This window comes from Psychrosphaera aestuarii (assembly GCF_017948405.1).
GTDB lineage: Bacteria > Pseudomonadota > Gammaproteobacteria > Enterobacterales > Alteromonadaceae > Psychrosphaera > Psychrosphaera aestuarii.
In genome coordinates this window covers 937,480-957,627 of the sequence record NZ_CP072844.1, presented here as the reverse complement: position 1 = coordinate 957,627, position 20,148 = coordinate 937,480, and the positions used below count along the sequence as shown (strand labels likewise).

Below are 20,148 nucleotides of genomic sequence, written 5' to 3'. Positions count from 1 at the left end.
GTATTTTGTTTTAGCCAATTCAGATACAGAAAAAATTAATATAATTTTGAATATTTTTATTTGCTACTCAATTGCTTAACAGACTTTGCATCATGTGCAGTTTTAAGCATCGCTCGGCTTTCCAATAAAAATTCTTTAGACGCGTCACCAAACCAATCGGCAACATCATCAAAGGATGCTTGGAATGCTTTTTTGTCATTTTCTGTCAACTCCACCAGAGCCTCATTCAGTTCTTCAAAGAAACTTTTTGCGAGCGCCTGAATATTTTCCGCATTATAAATAATGTCGGCGTAGAGTTGTGAATTCTGAGCGAACAAACGGCCAGTCATTGCTAACTCTAGGCGATATATTGGAGAGCTCAGTCGTAATAGCTGTTGTAGATCTGGGTTCTGTTTTGCCAAAAAGCGACCATATACATAAGTTGTAAAGTGACGCATTGCTTGAATGATTTCCATGCTACTGTCATGTTGCTGAGCGTCATCTACTTCTAATATTGCGCCCCATAGTGTTAACTGTTCAATTAACCATTGATAAGACTCTTGATGACGTCCATTACATACAACGACAACTTGTTTCACAAAGTTTGGTACGTCTGGTCCAAACATAGGATGTAAACCAACCACTGGACCTGTGTGCTTATTTAACATAGCCTTTAACGGTTGTTCTTTGAGTGACGTTAAATCAGCAAGAATACAATCCTCAGGCAAGTCAGGTAGCTGAGATATGACATCTGCCGTTACTTGAATTGGCACTGATATAATGACCAGCTTGGCGTCAGAAAATACATCGCTACTATTTGCCCAATCATTTTGTTCGAAAACCACAACCTCGTAGCCAGACCGTGAAAACATATCAACAAAACGACTTCCTAATGCACCCGCACCACCGACTACTACAATCTTTGCTTGCGGCATCAAGCAACGATACGAATTATGCTGGCTTTGATATGATTCGCGCATTATTCGCCTTAAAAGATCCTCAATCAAATCAGGACTAACATTGAGAGATTCCGCTAGTTCTCGGCGTTCAGATATAAGTTCTGCTTCACGAACGGGATCGTAAATAGCCTTACCTATTTGTTTTTTATATGCGCCAACTTTACTTGTGATCTGCTGACGTTTAGCTAGTAACTCGACTAGCTGGGTATCGATTGCATCGATATCCTGACGTAAATCTTCTAATAACACGATAACTCGCTTTCTAAGTGCTCAGATTTTCTTTATAGCATAAAAAAAGGAGCACTGTGTGCTCCTCTTTTAACATCGAGTAAACTAGTTTACTTTCTGAAAGATAACTTTTCTTTGATACGTGCTGACTTACCAGAACGTTCACGCATGTAGTATAGTTTAGCGCGACGTACGTCACCACGACGTTTCACTTCGATGCTCTCGATAACTGGGCTGTGCGTTTGGAATGTACGCTCAATACCTTCACCGTTAGAAATTTTACGTACTGTGAAAGCAGAGTGTAAACCGCGATTTCTCTTCGCTAATACAAATCCTTCAAACGCCTGAAGACGCTCTTTGTTGCCTTCTTTTACGCGTACTTTTACAACTACTGTGTCACCAGGCATAAATGCTGGTACATCAGTCTTAAGCTGCTCTTCTTCTAGAGCCTTAATGATGTTTTGACTTACTTTGCTCATTATTTTCTCTCTTTTCTAGGATTCACTGATATCTAAACAACATCATTTGTTTCTTGTTCTGTTAAGAACTCGTTTAACAAACGTTGCTGCTCGTCAGTCAGAGCTAGATTGTTAATTAAATCAGGTCTTCGCAACCAGGTTCTACCCAATGACTGTTTTAACCGCCATTGTCGGATTTTTTCATGATTACCGCTAAGTAATACATCTGGCACCCGTTGGTCTGCCAGTACTTCAGGTCTTGTGTAATGCGGACAGTCTAATAAACCATCTGCAAATGAATCCTGCTCTGCGGACAAATTATGCCCTAACACACCTGGAATCATTCTCGACACCGAATCAATCAATGTCATTGCCGGTAATTCACCACCGCTTAGAACAAAATCTCCAATCGACCATTCTTCATCGATTTCCGATTGAATCACTCGTTCATCTATTCCTTCATATCGACCCGCGACTAGCACTAACTTTTTGTTTTGCGCTAGTTGTTTAACACCTTCATGATCTAACTTTTTGCCTTGCGGAGACAAGTAAATCACTTTAGCCCCTTCTCCAGCAGCTGTTTTCGCAGCGCGAATTGCATCTGTTAAAGGTTGCACCATCATTAACATTCCTGGGCCGCCGCCATATGGTCTGTCATCGACTGTACTATGTCTATCGTGCGCAAAATCACGAGGATTCCATGCGTTAAATTCTATAGTGCCGTTTTTGATGGCTCGACTAATCACACCTTGCTGTGTAATCGCGTCAAACATTTCTGGAAAGAGCGTAATTACGCCTAACCATAACTGACAATTCATACTTGTCAGAATCCTGGATCCCAGTCCACCGTAATGGTGTTTTCTTCCTTGTTGACCGATTTGATCACGTCATCCTGAATATACGGAATCAACCTTTCAGTTTTGCCGAATGCATCTTTAGCATTTGCATCGACTACTAAAACGTCATTTGAACCCGTTTCCATCAAGCCGTTAACTGTACCTAAATTATAACCAGCGTCGTTTACTACTTTCATGCCTTTAAGGTCACGCCAATAGAATTCGTCTTCTGCCAATTCTGGCAACTGGCTGGCTTCAACAAAAATTTCAGCATGAAGCCAAGCTTCTGCGTCATTAATTGAATCTACGCCATCTAACTTAGCAATTAGGCCTTTGTTGTGTCGGCGCCAATCGGCAACCTTCACTAGATGTTGCTGTCCATTGAGGCTTACGCGCCAAGGACTATAATCGAAGATTCCCTCAGGAACCTCAGTGTAGGCATTTACTTTGAACCAGCCTTTGATGCCGTATGTTGCACCAACTTTACCGACTAGAATGAACTCGTCTGAATTTGTTAACTGACTCATTTATTTACCTTCACTCTTTTGCATAATCAATTAAGCCGCTTTCTTAGCGTCTTTAACGATTTTTGCAACACGATCAGAAAGTTGTGCACCTGTAGATACCCAGTGTTCAATACGATCTAGGTCGATACGGATTTTTTCTTCTTGACCAGTCGCGATTGGGTTGAAGAAGCCGATTTTCTCAATGAAACGACCGTCACGTGAACGGCGGCTATCTGCAACAACGACTGAGTAGAATGGACGTTTTTTCGCGCCACCACGAGCTAAACGAATAGTTACCATAATTTCCTCAATTATTACTAATGGTTAAGGTGAAAATTCACCACCCTTTTTAGACACCCTAAAAAAGGTCGCGCAATTGTACGGATCTGGTGGAAAATTTCAAGTAGTAATGACAAAAACGGGCCATTCAATGATGGCCCGTTTAATATTTTATCGAAAATGATGAATATCACTCTCGGAATAGCGATAAAACCTTATTTAATGCGTGGAAATCCACCTGGCATTTTTGGCATTCCGCCACCCATTCCGCGCATCATTTTCATTAGGCCTCCGCCTTTCATCTTCTTCATCATTTTTTGCATTTGTGTAAACTGTTTTAAAAGTCGATTCACGTCTTGTACTTGTGTGCCGCTACCGGCAGCGATACGACGTTTTCTTGAACCTTTAATAACCTCAGGGAACTTACGTTCTTTTTTAGTCATTGAGTTAATGATGGCTTCCATTTGATTAAACTGTTTGTCATTAACTTGTCCTTTAACCGCATCCGGTATGTTGCCCATTCCAGGCATCTTATCCATCAAACTAGACATACCACCCATGCTTCGCATTTGGGTTAGTTGGTCTTTAAAGTCCTCTAAGTCAAAGCCTTGGCCTTTCATTACCTTCTTGGCAACTTTTTCAGCTTTGTCTTTGTCGATTTTAGATTCAATTTGTTCTACTAAAGATAGAACATCACCCATGCCTAAAATTCGGCTGGCAATACGTTCTGGATGGAATGGGTCTAACGCATCTATTTTTTCGCCCATACCAATAAATTTAATTGGCTTGCCAGTAATGTGTCTAATCGATAGCGCAGCACCACCTCTTGCATCACCATCCGCTTTGGTAAGAATGACACCTGTAAGAGGTAAGGCTTCATTAAAGGCTTTTGCTGTATTTGCAGCGTCCTGACCTGTCATCGCGTCAACAACAAATAAGGTTTCAACTGGTTTGACCGCAGCGTGTAGGTCTTTAATTTCAGCCATCATCGCTTCATCTACCGCTAAACGACCCGCAGTATCAACAAGCAACACGTCGAAGAACTTTTTCTTCGCATGGGCAATCGCACCGTTGACTATATCAATTGGCTTTTGTTCTACGGTGCTCGGGAAAAATTCAACATCAACTTCTGTAGCAAGGGTCTCTAGCTGTTTTATTGCAGCTGGTCGATAAACGTCGGCGCTCACTACTAAAACTGACTTTTTCTTTTTCTCTTTTAGGAACTTAGCAAGTTTACCGACAGAAGTTGTTTTACCAGCACCTTGCAAACCCGCCATCATTACAACGGCAGGAGGTTGTGCTGCTAAATTTAAATCTTCATTCTTGTCGCCCATGGCTTTTTCAAGCTCACTTTGGACAATTTTAACAAATACTTGACCTGGCGTTAGGCTCTTGCCAACTTCTTCACCTACTGCACGTTCTTTTACAGATTTAACGAAGTCACGAACAACAGGAAGCGCAACGTCAGCTTCTAATAAGGCCATTCTGACTTCGCGTAGGGTATCTTTGATATTGTCTTCGGTAAGACGACCACGACCACTTATTTTCTTCAGTGATGCGGATAAACGATCGGATAAATTACTAAACATGAATTATCACTGCTCTTTAAGTTAACTTAGCAACGCAAAACGCCACTACTAGACTCTAAATTCTTTATATTGGGCCGATTATATACAGGTGCAAGATTAAAATATAGTTAAGCACTACGCAAAGTGTTACAACCTGCATTTCTTTTATAGTCTGCATGCAACTTTCATGTTATTTTTCTGTCTGTTGATACTATTAAAAAGTTTAAAAGTAAGGATTCTGCGGTGACGTTTATCGAGTTAGGCTTAATAACTTGTTTCATTGGTTTTTTAACCAGTTCAGTGTTATGTGCAAAATCAATTTATTCTAAAACATCTGATAACTCTAAATTAATCATAATTTTATCAGTTATCACAACTGCGGTTCAGCTAGTCATTGCTCGACAAGCTTTGTATATAGACAATGAGCTACACCTATCGCTCGCATCGATGTCTTTGCTTGTTGCCGGTTTAATTAACCTCTCTATCGTTGCCCGTTCCATTAAGCAACTAAATCCAATGATGATTATCGTTACCAATGGCTTTTCTGCTTTACTGTCTATTTTATTACTAATAACACCGCTAAATTCCGCGCTGTATACAGGTGGGCTCACCGCTTCATCGGCCGCGATGATAATCCATATTGCTTTATCTGTGAGTGCCTACTGCATTTTAGTCATTGCATCTTTGTATGCGTTGCAATTCCATTACATAGATTCCAAGCTAAAAGCGAAAACATTAGCCTTAAACTCGTTTTTACCACCACTTAATGTTGTAGAACGTCAACATTTTAACTTAATGACACTCGGGCTTTTGTTGTTAACTGCAGCACTGCTCACTGGTTTTATGTTTTTAGACACTATGTGGTCAAAAGACTATGCCCACAAAACCGTATTATCGTTAGTCGCCTGGGGAATATTTTTAGTACTCACCATTGGCCATAAAGTATACGGTTGGCGCGGTACAAACAGTGCTATTGGTACCGTTATAGCGGCCGTTATTTTGTCATTAGCATATTTTGGCAGTCGCTTTGTTAAAGAAATCCTTCTAAACTGATTGATTGGGCTTAACTAGCTAATTAGAACATGTTATTTATATACCTTAACTTTATATAGGAACCACCTGCTTGGACGACATATCAACGAGTACGCTGTTTATTGCACTAGCTGTACTTATCTTTATATCTGCATACTTTTCGAGCTCTGAAACAGGCTTAATGGCGTTAAACAAATATCGTCTTAAGCATCTGGAAAACGAAGGCCATAAAGGCGCAATCCGCGTATCAAAATTGATGGCTCGACCTGATCAACTTATTGGTCTTATATTAATTGGTAACAACTTGGTTAACATTGGCGCTTCATTCTTAGCTGCTGAAATAGGGCAACGCTTGTATGGCGATGTCGGTTTAGCCGTCGCGGCGTTCGTATTAACTTTTGTCATTCTGATCTTTGCTGAGGTAACGCCAAAAACATTAGCGGCCTTGCATCCAGAAAAAATTGCCTACCCTAGCTCTTGGGTGCTGAATATTTTATTAAAAGTACTTTACCCATTTGTCGTTATTGTAAATTACATTACTAATGGCATCTTAATAATGCTTCGTATTAGTGCAAAAGACCGACAAGAACATAGCTTGAGCAGTGAAGAGCTTAGAACCGTAGTTAATGAATCTGGTGGCTTACTCGAAGATAAACATCAAAACATGTTGGTCAATTTACTTGATATTGAAAACATCAAAGTTGAAGACATCATGGTGCCAAGAAATGAGATCTATGCACTTGATATCAATGATGATTGGAAAGATTTACAACGTGGTTTAACAAACGCGCAACATACTAGATTATTGCTTTATCGTGACAACATTGACGATGCTGTTGGATTTATTCACGTTCGTGATGCGTTACGCTTGTTATCAAAAGACGACTTTACTAAAAATAATTTGCTACGTGCCGTACGTGAAATTTATTTCACACCTGAGGGCACATCGATAATTACGCTAATGCAAAAGTTACAACAAAACAAAGAGCGAATTGGTCTTGTTGTTGATGAGTATGGCGATATTCAGGGCTTATTTACTCTTGAAGATATTTTAGAAGAAATTGTTGGTGACTTTACAACGGGCATTGCGGTTTATACTAGTGATGAAGTCGAAGAACAAAAAGACGGCTCCTTTGTTATTGAAGGTAGCGCGAATATTCGAGAAATAAATAAAGAAATGTCTTGGGACTTACCCATTGACGGTCCAAAAACAATTAATGGCTTGATACTTGAATTTTTGGAAGAAATACCTGAAGTGGGTGTTTGCCTAAACATTTCTGGCTACCCAATTGAAATTGTCGACGTTGATGACAATAAGGTCGCCAGAGCCAAAATCCATCCACCTGAGGTGGCGTTAGAAGACTAATCAAAAAATAAAAGATGGCTCAACGGCCATCTTTTTTATTGATTTCAGCTTTGATGACGTCGGCCAACTGATCTACTTTACCCGGTTCAAAAAAATGACTATGAGACGTTTCTATCTCTACTTCATCTCGACGTCCAATTAGTACTTTTCGCCAACCACCCAACAACAAATTATGGATTAACCGATAAGCTGAGGACTTTATGAGTATTGCATCCCCGTCATAATTCGACATAGTATGTTTACGCATTGCTTTTACTTGTAATAACAGACCTTTATCTTGAAGCACACTAAGGATCTTGGAGCCAGACGTTCTTTGTCGGGCGATATGCCACCTAGCAAGCAATTTGGCCAGCCACTGCCAGATTATGATGAACAGTTGAGGCATTTTCATTAATATCGTATCAACGATAAAAACCGTTTTAACATCCATCCCTCTAAGTCTAAGCTTTCGTGCTGTTTCTACCGCCACTAAGCCTCCAACTGAAAAACCAGCCAAATAAATGGCCTTATCGCCACGACCTGCAATTTTATCTGCATATAGCGATGCTAACTCGTCAATACTCAATGTTTCCACAGAGCCAGGAGGTTGTAGCATATGAAGGTCTGACACTCCTTTCATACATAAGGCAAGTGACTTAAACCTCAACAAATCGCCATTTCCAGACGCTGCAACAAATAAGCTTGCGCTTCTAGTTGTATCGCCAAGACTCACAAGTAGGCTTGGCTTATCCAGTTGACTGTTAATACACTCAACCAAGCTAGCAACCGTTGGATTAGCAACTAATTGATGTAATGATAATTTTTGTGTAATTAGATGCTCAACATCATTCAACATAATAACGGCTGCTAACGAATCTCCACCACACTCAAAAAAGTGGCTGTTAACCGTCAATGAATCTCTGTTTAGTACACGTTGCCATATCAACAACATTTGTTTCTCTAGATTGCCTATTGGTTCTCGAGAAGCTGTTAAATGTTCAGTTAAATTAATAGGAGGCAGCTCATCGTAGGCTATTTTCTCATTTGATGTGACTGGCATTGACTCAATTAACATCAGTCGCTGCGGTAGCATATAGTCTGGCAAGGTCGCCACTAGTTTGGCGCGAACTTCAGCGTTTGATAATAACGACTTACTACTATACCAAGCGTGTATCGCACTTGAAGATTTGTCCGATACCAATTTGCACGCAGCCTGTTCAACACCATAAATAGACAAAATGGCATTCTCAATTTCATTTAGCTCAATTCGATAGCCACGAAGTTTAATTTGTCTGTCAACTCGACCTGAAAAATGTAAAACGCCATCACAGTCAAGCCAGCCAAGATCTCCTGTTTTATAAAGACGTTGATGACCTAATATAGGCGTCTCAAGCATACGAAAACGATGCTGGGTTTCAGTCTCATTATTAACATACCCCTCTGCAAGACTTTCTCCTGCTATGTAAATTTCGCCAACTACGCCAAACGGTTGCAATTGATCCTGGTCGTTTAATATTATTATTTGAGTGTTTGAAATCGCTTTGCCAATAGGCATATGACGACTGCGGAGCGTTTGAGGATGCATTTGCCAAGAGGTGCAAAATATCGTTGCTTCGGTTGGACCATAAACGTTAAATAACTGCGCCCCTGTTGCTTCCGAAAAGCGTTTTGCCAGTTCATACGACAACACTTCACCTCCGCAGCAGCAAATTCTAAGCGGTAAATCTACTTGTGAATCTAAACCATCTAAAAATCGAGTTAACGTTGACGGTACAAACGCCATCATAGTGGCGTTAAAATGTGTTATTAACTCAGGTAACCATTCAGGAAGCAGGCGTCCTGCTTTTGGGAAGGCAACACTTCCTCCCGCCATCAATGGCGCAAGCATTTCAATAAGCGATGGGTCAAAGTTTATCTGCGTCGCCTGAAGCGCTCTATCATCAGAGGTTAGACCCCAATTATCAACTATCCAATTTAATCTATTTTTTAAAGCTTTATGGCTAACAACGACGCCTTTAGGGTGGCCAGTAGTGCCTGAAGTAAACAATGTATAAGCGTGCTTATGATTTACCTTGTTGTATTTAACTAGTTCGGAAAGTTGATAAGGCTTGCTACATAAGTCAGTAATATCTACCGGCAAAGTCGTTCCCGAAAAAAACCTAGTACTACTGCTATTAACAAAGTATGTATTGCAGCGTGTTTGTTCGGTAATATTTTGAATTCTTGTGTCGGGCCACTCTAAGTCGATTGGTAAAAATATAGCGCCTATAAAACTACACGCTAACATAGCCACCACAACTTCAGGTCCACGGTGAAGAGCTAAAACAACCGTATCACCAGGTTCTACTCCCGCTACGTGTAACTGATCGGCTAAATGCGCAGCACAAATAACTAACTGTTGATAATTCAGTGTCACTTCGTCTGATATGAGCGCGATGTTTTTCGGAGTTACTAACGATGTATTGATAATATTTTCAGAGAAGGACTCTGTGTCGATTAAGGTTCTATTTCTATCGTATTGCTTTTGCTGTATATCAACCTCTGCCTCGGTACACAGTTGCAAATTACCATTTACTCTTTGCTCTCCTATCAACTGCGATGCTAATGAGATAATGCGAGGTCCGATCAATTGACTCTCAGCTTCAGAGAAAAATGTGCTCCCTGTTTCTAGAACCATTTCGGTGTCTTTAGCATCTAAAAAATCACACAAAGAAATAGCTAATGGATATCTACTGTAGGGATTAAATGTCTGTTTGGTTTCGGAGAGAACAGCATCACCAAATTGGCTAGAAAACTCAAATTCTTCATACGAAAAAATAATGTCGAATAGTCGATCACGGCCACGACGAACGACTTCTAAACGTTTAGCATGATCGCTGAGTGGGTACTTTGCATGACGATAACTTTTTTTTAGCGAGCGACCGATATCTGCTACTAACTCATTAAAACTTTGACCATCGTTATGATAAATAGTTAAGGGTAAAACCGCGACAAACATGCCTAGCGTATTTTTATACTTGTTTCCTCCCCTGTTCAGGCTTGGAACACCAATAACGACTTCAGATACATTTTGACTTTTAAATATATAGATAGATAAAACAGCAAGATAGACTTGAAACGCGGTGGCTTTGTTGTCTCTACAGAAGGTTGCTATTTTTACTCGTAGCGTTTCATCTATGTGATGTTTAGCGATGTAGGCTTTTGGTAACTCTGTCGCTTTTTTCTCAATGTTCCCATATCGCTCTGTAAAAAGTGGTTCGGGCAGTTTCGAGAAGGCATGGATCCAATATTCATGATCTTTTTTATAGGTATTGCTTTGTAAATATTCGTTCGACGCTTCAATAAAGTCTAGGTAATCCGCCTGTGGAACAAGACTATTAACTGTCTTGGTCATCAATCTATTATAACAGTCACCAAGTTTTTGCGTCGTTAATGATAAACTCCAGCCATCCATGATTGTATGCATTGCTTGGATGACTAAATAATGGCGACGGTCATGCTCCTTTAATAATGCAAAACGTACGGGTGGGGCGTTTTTAAAGTCAAATTCTCTTTCCATCCATTGCTCTTGCCACTCCATGATAGCCTGTTTTGGATCTTCGCAATGACTTAAGTCCACAAACTCGTATATTGGGATTACATCATCCCTACTGGCTTGGCTTCCTTTTATATTAGGTATTAACCTAAGTGCACTATTTTCCTGTACTAATAACTGTAATGCTTTTTCAAACAAGCCTGTATCTAACACACCAGTAATCTCGGTATAACCACCTATATTAAGGTGTGCGCTGTTAGACCAAGCTAACCATTCTGTCCAAATTTCCTTTTGTGGAACGGATAACGGCAACAGCTTCATTTTATAGCTCTGCCTGTTCTTTTAACTGGTCTAAATGATCTAACGTAAATTGATAACCTACTTCAATTATTTGCTCAGCTTTTTTGTAATCCATTATTTTAAAATCAGATAAGGGTGGCTCTAAATAAATATCCGCGCCTCTTTTTGTATGAGGTCGTTGCGATAAACCGCCAATATGTGCCACTTGCAACATAATATCGACAATCCCTGGAAGAGTATCCTGGTTACTACTAAAGTGTGACTTTACCTTTTTCCAAGTACTCAGCTCTGTCGTTGATGAATCAACTGAAAAACGCCCTCTTACATCTACATCGATAGCGATAACCAAACCATTTCCTCGACGACGCTCTAATGGCGTACTTAATCGTTGGCGCATGGCCTTAACCGGAACGTTTTCTAAAATGGCCCCATCGACTAACAAATTGCCATCACTAATAACTGGAGGAAATAATCCAGCAGGCGAGTTACTCGCTAGTACAGCTTTCCAAAGCGGACCATGATCTAAAACTGCAGTTTCAGCATCCGTAATATTGCAAGCTGCAGCAAAAAATGGTGTCCACAAGTTTTCTATATTAATATCCCCTAAAGCGTCATGAAACGCATTCGCTAAATTACTATTCGACATTAGCGATACAATAGGGAACGTTAGCTTCATTCCTCTTTTGGCGTGCTTTAGGATTTCAAGGTGAATCTTATCTCTTGGCATACCTGCGACATAGCTAGCACCAATGAGCGCTCCCATACTGTTGCCGCCAATTAGATCGATGGGAATTCCAGCTTCTTCAAACGCTTTGATAACACCTAAATGAGCAAAACCTCTCGCTCCGCCCCCACCTAAAACAAGACCAACCGCCTTTTCTAGCAAAAACCGCGACAACCTCATAAAATCACTTTGCTGTGAATACTTTATCGGATAAACACGTTCTGCATCTCGCTCTTTATTCCATGCTAATCTGTCACCACAAAATTTCGCTGAATCAGGCAATATCAATGCAAGGTGGCGTCTCATCAAAATATAATTTGGGTGCTGATTTAATTGCTGCTCAATTTCAGACAGCTCAATAGATTTGCTTCCATCACCCACTAATACTAGCTGATCTGCGTGTTCAAAATTAGTACGCTCTTTTTGGTTAAAATCAGACGAGCCTTTAAATATGATAAAATCATTCACGGCCTCGACTTGATCTAGCGCACGCCCGTGATTTTGATCATTATCAAAGCTATTACAATCTAAAGCCTGGCATTGGCCATACTCGGATAACGCGCTAAATAGCTGTTCACTAAACTTATCAATATCAATTGAGTTGTGGATTGGTAATAGATAAAAACTTTGTGCTCGACGTCGTTTATCAACTTGTCGTTCATGTCTGAGGTGGCGATAGATAGCATTCGAAAAAGCCCGATTAAGTTCAATGGGAAACTGGGTGACTAATTCCTCGTATTTCTCATAATCTAAAATTGCAATAACCGATTCTCGAGTAGCTGAAATATCTGCCGTTCGAGCTTGCCTTAAAATCATACTTGTTTCACCAATGCAATCGCCTGGTAAAACTTCGTTATACATTAGCTTATTGCCACCGTGTATTGTTCGACTTACCCGCAAACGACCACTAACTAACAGAAAAAGTGAGTCGGCACTGGAGCCTTCTTCAATAAATTTACTTCCACCTGAAATTGTTTCAAGTCGTAATGCAGCGGCAAGTGATTCTAAAACGTCGTTAGATAGATCACTAAAATCATTACTGGCTTTTAACAGCTCAAACAATTCTTTTGTAGATACGGTCATATTTCTCTTTATAAGCAGTCGCTAATCTAAAATTTATCATGGCAGAATTATTTGGATTTGTCGCCTTTAAAAAAAAGCGTAAAAACAAAAAAGCCTCGTTGAAAAACAAGGCTTTTTATATTCGTGAAATTGGTTCGTAAAGTGCGAACTAAGTTTACTGCTGTTTTACTAAGTCTTGGTTAATTTGGCCGAAAATGGATTGACCTGATTTATCAAACATTTCAATCTTAATGTTATCACCAAACTCCATAAACGAAGTCTTAGGTGCACCATGATTAATAGTTTCTATCATTCTAATTTCTGCCAAACAGCTATATCCAACACCGCCCTCAGCAACCGGTTTACCCGGACCACCATCCATTTTGTTTGATACTGTACCTGAACCTATAACTGTACCAGCACACAAAGGACGTGTTCGAGCCGCGTGCGCAATCAACTGACCAAAGTTGAATGTCATATCAACACCGGCTTCTGGTTTACCAAATATTTCGCCATTTAAATGAGACACTAACGGTAGTGATAATTTACCGTCTTGCCAAGCATCACCTAACTGACTTGGTGTTACACAAACTGGCGCAAACGCGCTTGATGGTTTTGATTGGAAAAAGCCAAAGCCCTTGCCTAGTTCATTTGGAATTAAGCCTCGTAATGACACATCATTAACAATCATGACTAATTGAATATACTCAAGCGCATCTTCAGCCGACACTCCCATAGGGACATCACCCGTAATAACGGCTACTTCTGCTTCAAAATCAACACCAAAGCCTTCAGTTGTTGGCATAACAATTGGTGATTGTGGCGCTAAAAAGCTATCTGAACCGCCTTGATACATTAGAGGGTCAGTCCAGAAACTCGCTGGCATTTCAGCATTTCTTGCTTTACGCACTAGCTCAACATGATTCACATAAGCCGAGCCGTCCGCCCATTGATAAGCTCTTGGCAACGGAGAGTGACAGTCTGCTTGATTAAAGTCTTCACCTGCGATTTCGCCACTTTCTAACTTACTAAATATTGCTTCTAATTTAGGTGCTAATTCAGACCAATTATCAAGCGCAGCTTGTAAAGTTGGTGCAACGTCAGTTGCTGAAACCATTTTTGTTAATGCTGAATTAACCACAACTAGTTGGCCATCACGACCAGCTTTTAAACTTGCTAATTTCATTAAAATTATTCCTTAAGACTTTGCGTTAAAATCTTCGCCGCTATGTAACCATGCTGCGTGATTCGGCGCTTTTTTAGTTTTAGCCCATTCTTCAAGCATATCTGGTGCAACTCGTTTTAACTCGGTTAACATACCAGGCTTATCAGTATTAGCCGCCAGCTCAATACGATGTCCATTTGGATCAAAGAAATAAATAGACTTAAAAATTGCGTGATCAGTTGGACCTAAAACATCTACTCCTGCTGCTTCCAAACGATCTTTCGCTTCAATAAGCTCGTCTAACGAGCCCACTTCAAATGCTATGTGTTGAACCCAGGCTGGTGTGTTTTCGTCACGCCCCATTTCAGGCGCATTTGGGATTTCAAAAAATGCCAATACATTGCCTTGACCCGCATCTAAAAAAACGTGCATATATGGGTCTGGCTCACCGGTTGATGGGACTTTGTCTTCAGCGATAGCTAATTGAAATTCCATGTTTAACAAGTCACGATAGAATTCCACCGTTTCTTTTGCGTCTTTACAACGATAGGCCACATGATGAATTCGATTAATTTTCATAAATTTACCTTTTCAAGGCTAATGCCCGGTTAATGTAAACAACGGCAAGTATTGAGAAATATAGTCGCCGCTGATTTATTATGTATAACGTTAAGAATTACTTATCGCCAATTACGCCACGGGCAACTTGGTCACGTTCAATCGATTCAAATAATGCCTTGAAGTTACCTTCACCAAAACCGTCATCTTCTTTACGTTGAATAAATTCGAAGAAAACCGGTCCTAACGCTGGCGCTGAGAATATCTGTAATAATAGTCTAGGTTGACCACCATCAGTTGTGCCATCTAATAGAATGCCACGTGCTTTAAGCTCATCTACTGGCTCGCCGTGTCCTGGTAAGCGCTCTTCAAGCATTTCATAATAAGTAGCTGGAGGCGCCGTCATAAATTCTATACCAGAAGCTTTTAGACGGTCCCAACAAGCAAGTAAGTCATCACATGCAAATGCAATGTGCTGAATGCCTTCACCATTGTATTGCATCAAAAACTCTTCAATTTGACCACCACCACCAGCAGCTTCTTCATTTAGAGGAATGCGGATTTTGCCGTCTGGAGCAGTCATCGCTTTTGATAATAATCCAGTGTACTCACCTTTGATGTCAAAATAGCGAATTTCACGGAAGTTAAATAGATTAGAATAATAATCAGCCCAGTAACCCATACGACCGCGGTAAACATTATGAGTCAAATGATCTAGTGTGTGGAAACCGCAACCTTCTGGACGACGGTCCACACCTTCAATCCAGTTAAAGTCTATATCGTAAATGCTTTCACCGTCTTTATAACGATCGATTAGGTATAAGTTAGCGCCACCAATACCTTTTATAGCTGGTAGACGCAACTCCATAAGACCAGTATCAACTTCAACTGGTTGCGCGCCTTTACGAACAGCTTCAGTGTGAGCAAATTGTGCATCTTTTACACGAAATGCTAGGCCACAAGCAGAAGGACCATGCTCTTGTGCATAATAGTCGGCGTGACTGCCTTTTTCATAGTTTGTAATGAAATTGATGTCGCCTTGACGCCAAAGTTCAACATCTTTAGAGCGATGACGCGCTACTTTTGTAAAACCCATCGACGCAAACATTGTTTCTAAAATGCCTTTTTTAGGTGCACAAAATTCTACAAACTCAAAGCCATTTAATCCCATTGGATTTTCGAATAAATCAGCCATTACCTTCCCCTATACATCTTGTATTCTGTAATTTTGTTATACGTTATTAATGAGTCATATAGCCCATTTTTGTTGGCGCTCAATATACCAAATGTTGTCGAATCCAAGAAAAGCTTTGTGTATTAGTAGTAGGAATTAAGGGAAAGATTTCTTTACGCATAAAAAAACGCAGCTAAAGCCGCGCTTTCATAATTGAATGTCATTTAGTAAAAGTAGAGCACTTTTATGTACTCTTGAACATTACTAAGCTAGTTGAGGGATTGCTGCTGTTACGCCCTCTGGCGCTTCTTCGCCAAAAGTCACATATTCCCAACAATCTTGTTGTTTCATCAGTTCAACTAATACTTTGTTGTTTAAATCATGGCCCGATTTAAATGCAACAAACTCAGCTAATAAAGGTGTGCCGGTCATGTATAAATCACCAACCGCATCAAGTATTTTATGCTTTACAAATTCATCTTCATAACGAAGGCCATCTGGATTAAGAACACGGTATTCATCTAGAACAATCGCGTTATCCATGTTACCACCGAGCGCTAGATTGTTATCGCGTAAGTACTCGATATCTCTCATGAATCCAAAAGTACGAGCACGACTGATTTGCTTTAGAAACGACTCAGCAGTGATGTCTAACTGGATACGTTGTTTTGACTGAGTGATAGCTGGGTGATCAAATTCGATTCTAAAATCAATCTTGAAACCATCATAAGGACGTAATTCTGCCCATTTATCACCTAAGTCAACACGCACTGGCTTAGTTACTTTTATGTAACGACGCAGACTATTTTGCTCTACGACTTCAGCTTGTTGCATCAAATATATGAAAGGTAGCGAACTACCATCCATAATTGGAATCTCTGCCGCATCAACTTCAACAATCAAATTATCAATTGCTAAACTTGCGATTGCAGCCATTAGATGTTCAGTTGTAGACAAGCGTTGGCCCGCATCATTTATCAAACACGTACACATCTGAGTATCACCTACTAATTCAGGAGACGACTTAAACTCAGCAACAGGCGTAAGGTCGGTGCGCAGAAATACAATACCGGTATTTTCAGCAGCAGGACGGAGAGTTAATGTAACCTTCTCACCTTTGTGTAATCCAATCCCTGTTGTAGTAACAGAAGATTTTATTGTACGTTGTTTAATCATATTTGCGTGATAAACCTCTTGTCTAATTCTTAACCTAAAAAGCGGCGCGTATTATACGACAGATCAGACCACAGATCAATAGCTCAATATTTAATCAGCTTGTTTTCTCAAGAAAGCCGGGATGTCGAAGATACTTTCTGCTTCATCTCTTTTTTCTTCAGGCTCTAATAATGCTTTTTGCTCTGGCATTGATTGATGCTGTGGTTTCGCAGCCGTTACAGTTTGTGTATTACCAACTGCATGTGTCATTTGAGGCTGTTGAACTAAAGAAATGTCAGCACGCTTGTCACCGCCAATTCCTGTTGCAACTACTGTTACACGAAGTTCTTCAGCCATATCCATGTCAATTACCGCACCGACAACAACTGTCGCATTTTCAGATGCGAATGCTTTTACTGTATTACCAACAGTCTCGAACTCTTCGATGCTAATATCCATACCGGCTGTGATATTAACCAAAATACCTTTCGCACCAGCTAAATCGATATCTTCAAGTAATGGTGATGCAATCGCCGCTTCAGCAGCTTCTTGCGCACGGTCTGGACCAGATGCTGTTCCTGTGCCCATCATCGCCGTACCCATCTCTGACATGACAGTCTTTACGTCTGCAAAGTCAACATTGATCAATCCTGGGCGAGTTATTAATTCAGCAATACCTTGAACCGCACCAAGTAAGACATTATTTGCTTCTTTAAATGCGTCTAAAAGGCTGGTTTTTGGACCTAATACTTTTAACAACTTGTCATTTGGGATAGTGATTAACGAGTCAACACTACGAGACAAGTCTTGAATACCGTGATCAGCAAATGCCAAACGCTTTTTGCCTTCGAACGCGAAAGGCTTAGTTACTACTGCAACTGTTAAGATACCTAAGTCTTTTGCAACTTCGGCTACAACTGGAGCAGCACCAGTACCTGTACCACCGCCCATACCAGCAGCGATAAAGACCATGTCCGCACCTTGCATTGCTGCTGCGATATTTTCACGATCTTCTAATGCCGATTGACGACCCACTTCTGGGTTAGCGCCAGCACCTAAGCCTTTAGTTACTTCAGTACCAATTTGAAGCGTTGTGCCTGCTGCTGAATTACGTAGTGCTTGGGCATCCGTATTCGCTGCAATAAAGTCAACACCTTCAATAGATTCTTTAACCATGTGATCGACAGCATTACCGCCACCACCGCCGACACCAAATACCTTGATGACTGCTTCTTCGTTATGATTATCCATTAACTCATACATTGTCATTCTCTCCGTCTATAAATTCTTTAAAATTCGCCTTTGAACCAACTTACAATTCTCTGCCACCAATCTTGCGGTTTTTCATCCTCGTTTGTTTGCTGCTTTTCCATTCCGTATAACAACAAACCAACCGCTGTAGCGTAGCTAGGGTCTTGCACGTACTCTGTTAGTCCTTTCACGCCAATTGGCGTACCAATTCGAACTGGCATCTGGAAGATTTGCTCTGCATAATCAACTGCACCGGTCATTTTTGCCGTACCGCCTGTTAAAACTATGCCAGCTGCAATTTGATCTTCCAGCCCTGACTTTCGAATTTCATCCAAAATCAATTCATATATTTCTTGATAACGAGGTTCTATTACTTCCGCTAAGGTGTGGCGCGACATAATTCTTGCTGGTCGTCCACCTACGCTAGGTACCTCAATGTTATCTTCTGAGCTGGCTAAATTTTTATAAGCCACCCCATATTTAACTTTAATATCTTCAGCATGTCCGATTGGAGTGCGGAATATTTTTGCTATATCGTTAGTAACTTGATTACCGGCGACCGGTAAAACCGCAGAGTGGCGAATAGCGCCGTTGGCATAAATAGCGATATCTAACGTACCGCCCCCCATATCAACTACACAAACCCCGAGCTCACGTTCATCTTCGGTCAACACGGCATAACTTGATGCCAGTGCACTAAAAATCAACTGGTCTTCTTTAAGCTCGCAACGCTCAACACACTTAACAATATTTTTTGCCATATCATTAGAACAAGTAACGATATGCACCTTGGCTTCCATACGTACGCCAGACATACCGATAGGACTTTTTATGCCCTCTTGCATATCAACGGAAAACTCTTGTGGCATAACATGCAACATTTTACGTTCCGCTGCCATAGGCACTGCTTTTGCGGCATGAATTACATTTTCGACATCTTCCGCAGTCACCTCAGAGTCGTGAATAGGAACCATTCCGCTCTCATTCTGACACGATATATGCTTACCGCTGATTGCTAGGTAAACAGACGAAATGCGACAGTCTGCCATTAACTCGGCTTCATTGATGGCATTTTGTACAGAGCCAATGACTAAATTCAAGTCATTAACGCCGCCTTTATCCATACCATGACTAGCATGATGACCAACGCCAACAATGCTGATTTGTTGATCTGGGGTTATCTCCCCAACAACTGCAGTTACTTTAGATGTACCAACATCTAAACCTACAATTAAATTTCTGTCATTGGCTTTCGCACTTGAACTCATATTTTTCGCTTATCGCACTTAGCTTTCGTTATTATTGTTATCGCGCCACGACACAGCTAAACCTATGTCATAACGTAAATCTACGCGAGCGATATCCTTACCGCTATAGTCAGACAAAAGCGGGTACAAATCAACAAATCGTTGCACTCGTTTCATCTTATCGGAGCGTCCTAAATTTAAATGTATGCTCCGCTCCAGCCAGATTTGCCAAGCATATCGCTCAGACAAAACCAGCTCACTAATTTTGAAGTTGTGTAAATCCAACAAATGTTGCATCTGCACATACCCTTTTAATACATCTTTCTCATTGCCTTCGGGCCCATACAGCCTTGGCAGAGTGCTTGGAACGTCGATACCGTCTGCATAAAATACATCGCCAAACTTATTTAACAATAAGTCATTGTTCCAAACTGCATACACATCTTGCTCAACCACAAATACATGGATTTTGCGTGGCCACTCTTTACGAATTGAAATCCCATAAATCCAAGGGTTTTCTTCTAGCTTATATTGCAGTTTTGCTACATCTAACGTGAAAAAGCTACCTTCAAGTTGTTGTACAATTTTACTCTTAAGGGCATCACGATTTAAATACGTTAACTCACCGTGTATCACGACTTCATTAATAGGCACATCATTTTTGTCTTGTGCCCATTTGAACAGGCTATTATAACCCCATACAAACAATAAAATAACCGTTAAAAAGAAAACAAATCCAACTAAAAAACTAGATTTTTGCCACTTTTTAACTGTCGTCTTATTCACC

General features: G+C 40.5%; 17 protein-coding genes. 2 read left to right on the top strand and 15 right to left on the bottom strand.

Going from position 1 to position 20,148, the window contains the following annotated elements:
* Nucleotides 1-56: 56 nt before the first annotated feature.
* From tyrA to ffh, 6 genes are all read right to left on the bottom strand, one after another.
* Nucleotides 57-1,187 (bottom strand): bifunctional chorismate mutase/prephenate dehydrogenase, encoded by a 1,131-nt coding sequence (gene tyrA, locus J9318_RS04415; protein ID WP_244731877.1) that lies wholly within the window; start codon nt 1,185-1,187, stop codon nt 57-59.
* 89 nt (nt 1,188-1,276) lie between these two features.
* Nucleotides 1,277-1,645 carry a 50S ribosomal protein L19 gene (rplS, locus tag J9318_RS04410; RefSeq protein WP_210561630.1) on the bottom strand — a complete coding sequence of 123 codons (369 nt, stop codon included), beginning with the start codon at nt 1,643-1,645 and terminating at the stop codon, nt 1,277-1,279.
* 32 nt (nt 1,646-1,677) lie between these two features.
* Nucleotides 1,678-2,442: a tRNA (guanosine(37)-N1)-methyltransferase TrmD gene (trmD, locus tag J9318_RS04405; protein ID WP_210561628.1), complete on the bottom strand. Its 765-nt coding sequence runs from the start codon at nt 2,440-2,442 to the stop codon at nt 1,678-1,680.
* 5 nt (nt 2,443-2,447) lie between these two features.
* Complete coding sequence (gene rimM / locus J9318_RS04400) at nt 2,448-2,987, bottom strand: ribosome maturation factor RimM (RefSeq protein ID WP_210561625.1); 540 nt, start codon at nt 2,985-2,987, stop codon at nt 2,448-2,450.
* Nucleotides 2,988-3,017: 30 nt separating this feature from the next.
* Nucleotides 3,018-3,266 carry a 30S ribosomal protein S16 gene (gene rpsP / locus J9318_RS04395; RefSeq protein ID WP_210561624.1) on the bottom strand — a complete coding sequence of 83 codons (249 nt, stop codon included), beginning with the start codon at nt 3,264-3,266 and terminating at the stop codon, nt 3,018-3,020.
* A 194-nt stretch (nt 3,267-3,460) separates the two neighbouring features.
* Nucleotides 3,461-4,834: a signal recognition particle protein gene (ffh, locus tag J9318_RS04390; RefSeq protein WP_210561622.1), complete on the bottom strand. Its 1,374-nt coding sequence runs from the start codon at nt 4,832-4,834 to the stop codon at nt 3,461-3,463.
* 222 nt (nt 4,835-5,056) lie between these two features.
* Here ffh and J9318_RS04385 point away from each other — a divergent pair, with 222 nt between their 5' ends.
* Both J9318_RS04385 and J9318_RS04380 read left to right on the top strand, forming a co-directional pair.
* A complete protein-coding gene (locus J9318_RS04385) occupies nt 5,057-5,866 on the top strand; it encodes a cytochrome C assembly family protein (protein ID WP_210561620.1) in 810 nt (269 codons plus the stop codon).
* 70 nt (nt 5,867-5,936) lie between these two features.
* A complete protein-coding gene (locus tag J9318_RS04380) occupies nt 5,937-7,211 on the top strand; it encodes an HlyC/CorC family transporter (RefSeq protein WP_210561612.1) in 1,275 nt (424 codons plus the stop codon).
* A 19-nt stretch (nt 7,212-7,230) separates the two neighbouring features.
* Here J9318_RS04380 and J9318_RS04375 read toward each other — a convergent pair whose 3' ends face one another.
* The 9 genes from J9318_RS04375 to J9318_RS04335 form a co-directional block, all read right to left on the bottom strand.
* On the bottom strand, nt 7,231-11,046 hold the full coding sequence (locus J9318_RS04375; protein WP_210561610.1) for a non-ribosomal peptide synthetase: 3,816 nt from the start codon (nt 11,044-11,046) through the stop codon (nt 7,231-7,233).
* A gap of 1 nt (nt 11,047) precedes the next feature.
* A complete protein-coding gene (locus J9318_RS14100) occupies nt 11,048-12,832 on the bottom strand; it encodes a patatin-like phospholipase family protein (RefSeq protein ID WP_210561608.1) in 1,785 nt (594 codons plus the stop codon).
* A gap of 154 nt (nt 12,833-12,986) precedes the next feature.
* A complete protein-coding gene (locus J9318_RS04365) occupies nt 12,987-13,997 on the bottom strand; it encodes a fumarylacetoacetate hydrolase family protein (RefSeq protein ID WP_210561606.1) in 1,011 nt (336 codons plus the stop codon).
* Nucleotides 13,998-14,009: 12 nt separating this feature from the next.
* Nucleotides 14,010-14,555, bottom strand: a complete 546-nt coding sequence (locus J9318_RS04360) for a VOC family protein (protein ID WP_210561593.1) — start codon at nt 14,553-14,555, stop codon at nt 14,010-14,012.
* 97 nt (nt 14,556-14,652) lie between these two features.
* A complete protein-coding gene (hppD, locus tag J9318_RS04355; RefSeq protein ID WP_210561591.1) occupies nt 14,653-15,729 on the bottom strand; it encodes a 4-hydroxyphenylpyruvate dioxygenase in 1,077 nt (358 codons plus the stop codon).
* Nucleotides 15,730-15,972: 243 nt separating this feature from the next.
* Complete coding sequence (gene lpxC / locus J9318_RS04350; RefSeq protein WP_210561589.1) at nt 15,973-16,884, bottom strand: UDP-3-O-acyl-N-acetylglucosamine deacetylase; 912 nt, start codon at nt 16,882-16,884, stop codon at nt 15,973-15,975.
* Nucleotides 16,885-16,974: 90 nt separating this feature from the next.
* Nucleotides 16,975-18,126: a cell division protein FtsZ gene (gene ftsZ / locus J9318_RS04345; protein WP_210562364.1), complete on the bottom strand. Its 1,152-nt coding sequence runs from the start codon at nt 18,124-18,126 to the stop codon at nt 16,975-16,977.
* A 26-nt stretch (nt 18,127-18,152) separates the two neighbouring features.
* Entirely contained in the window at nt 18,153-19,382 is a 1,230-nt protein-coding gene (gene ftsA, locus J9318_RS04340; RefSeq protein WP_210561587.1) for a cell division protein FtsA, read from the bottom strand.
* Between the two features lie 18 nt (nt 19,383-19,400).
* Nucleotides 19,401-20,147, bottom strand: coding sequence for a cell division protein FtsQ/DivIB (locus J9318_RS04335; RefSeq protein ID WP_210561580.1), 747 nt, complete (start codon nt 20,145-20,147; stop codon nt 19,401-19,403).
* Nucleotide 20,148: the final 1 nt, after the last annotated feature.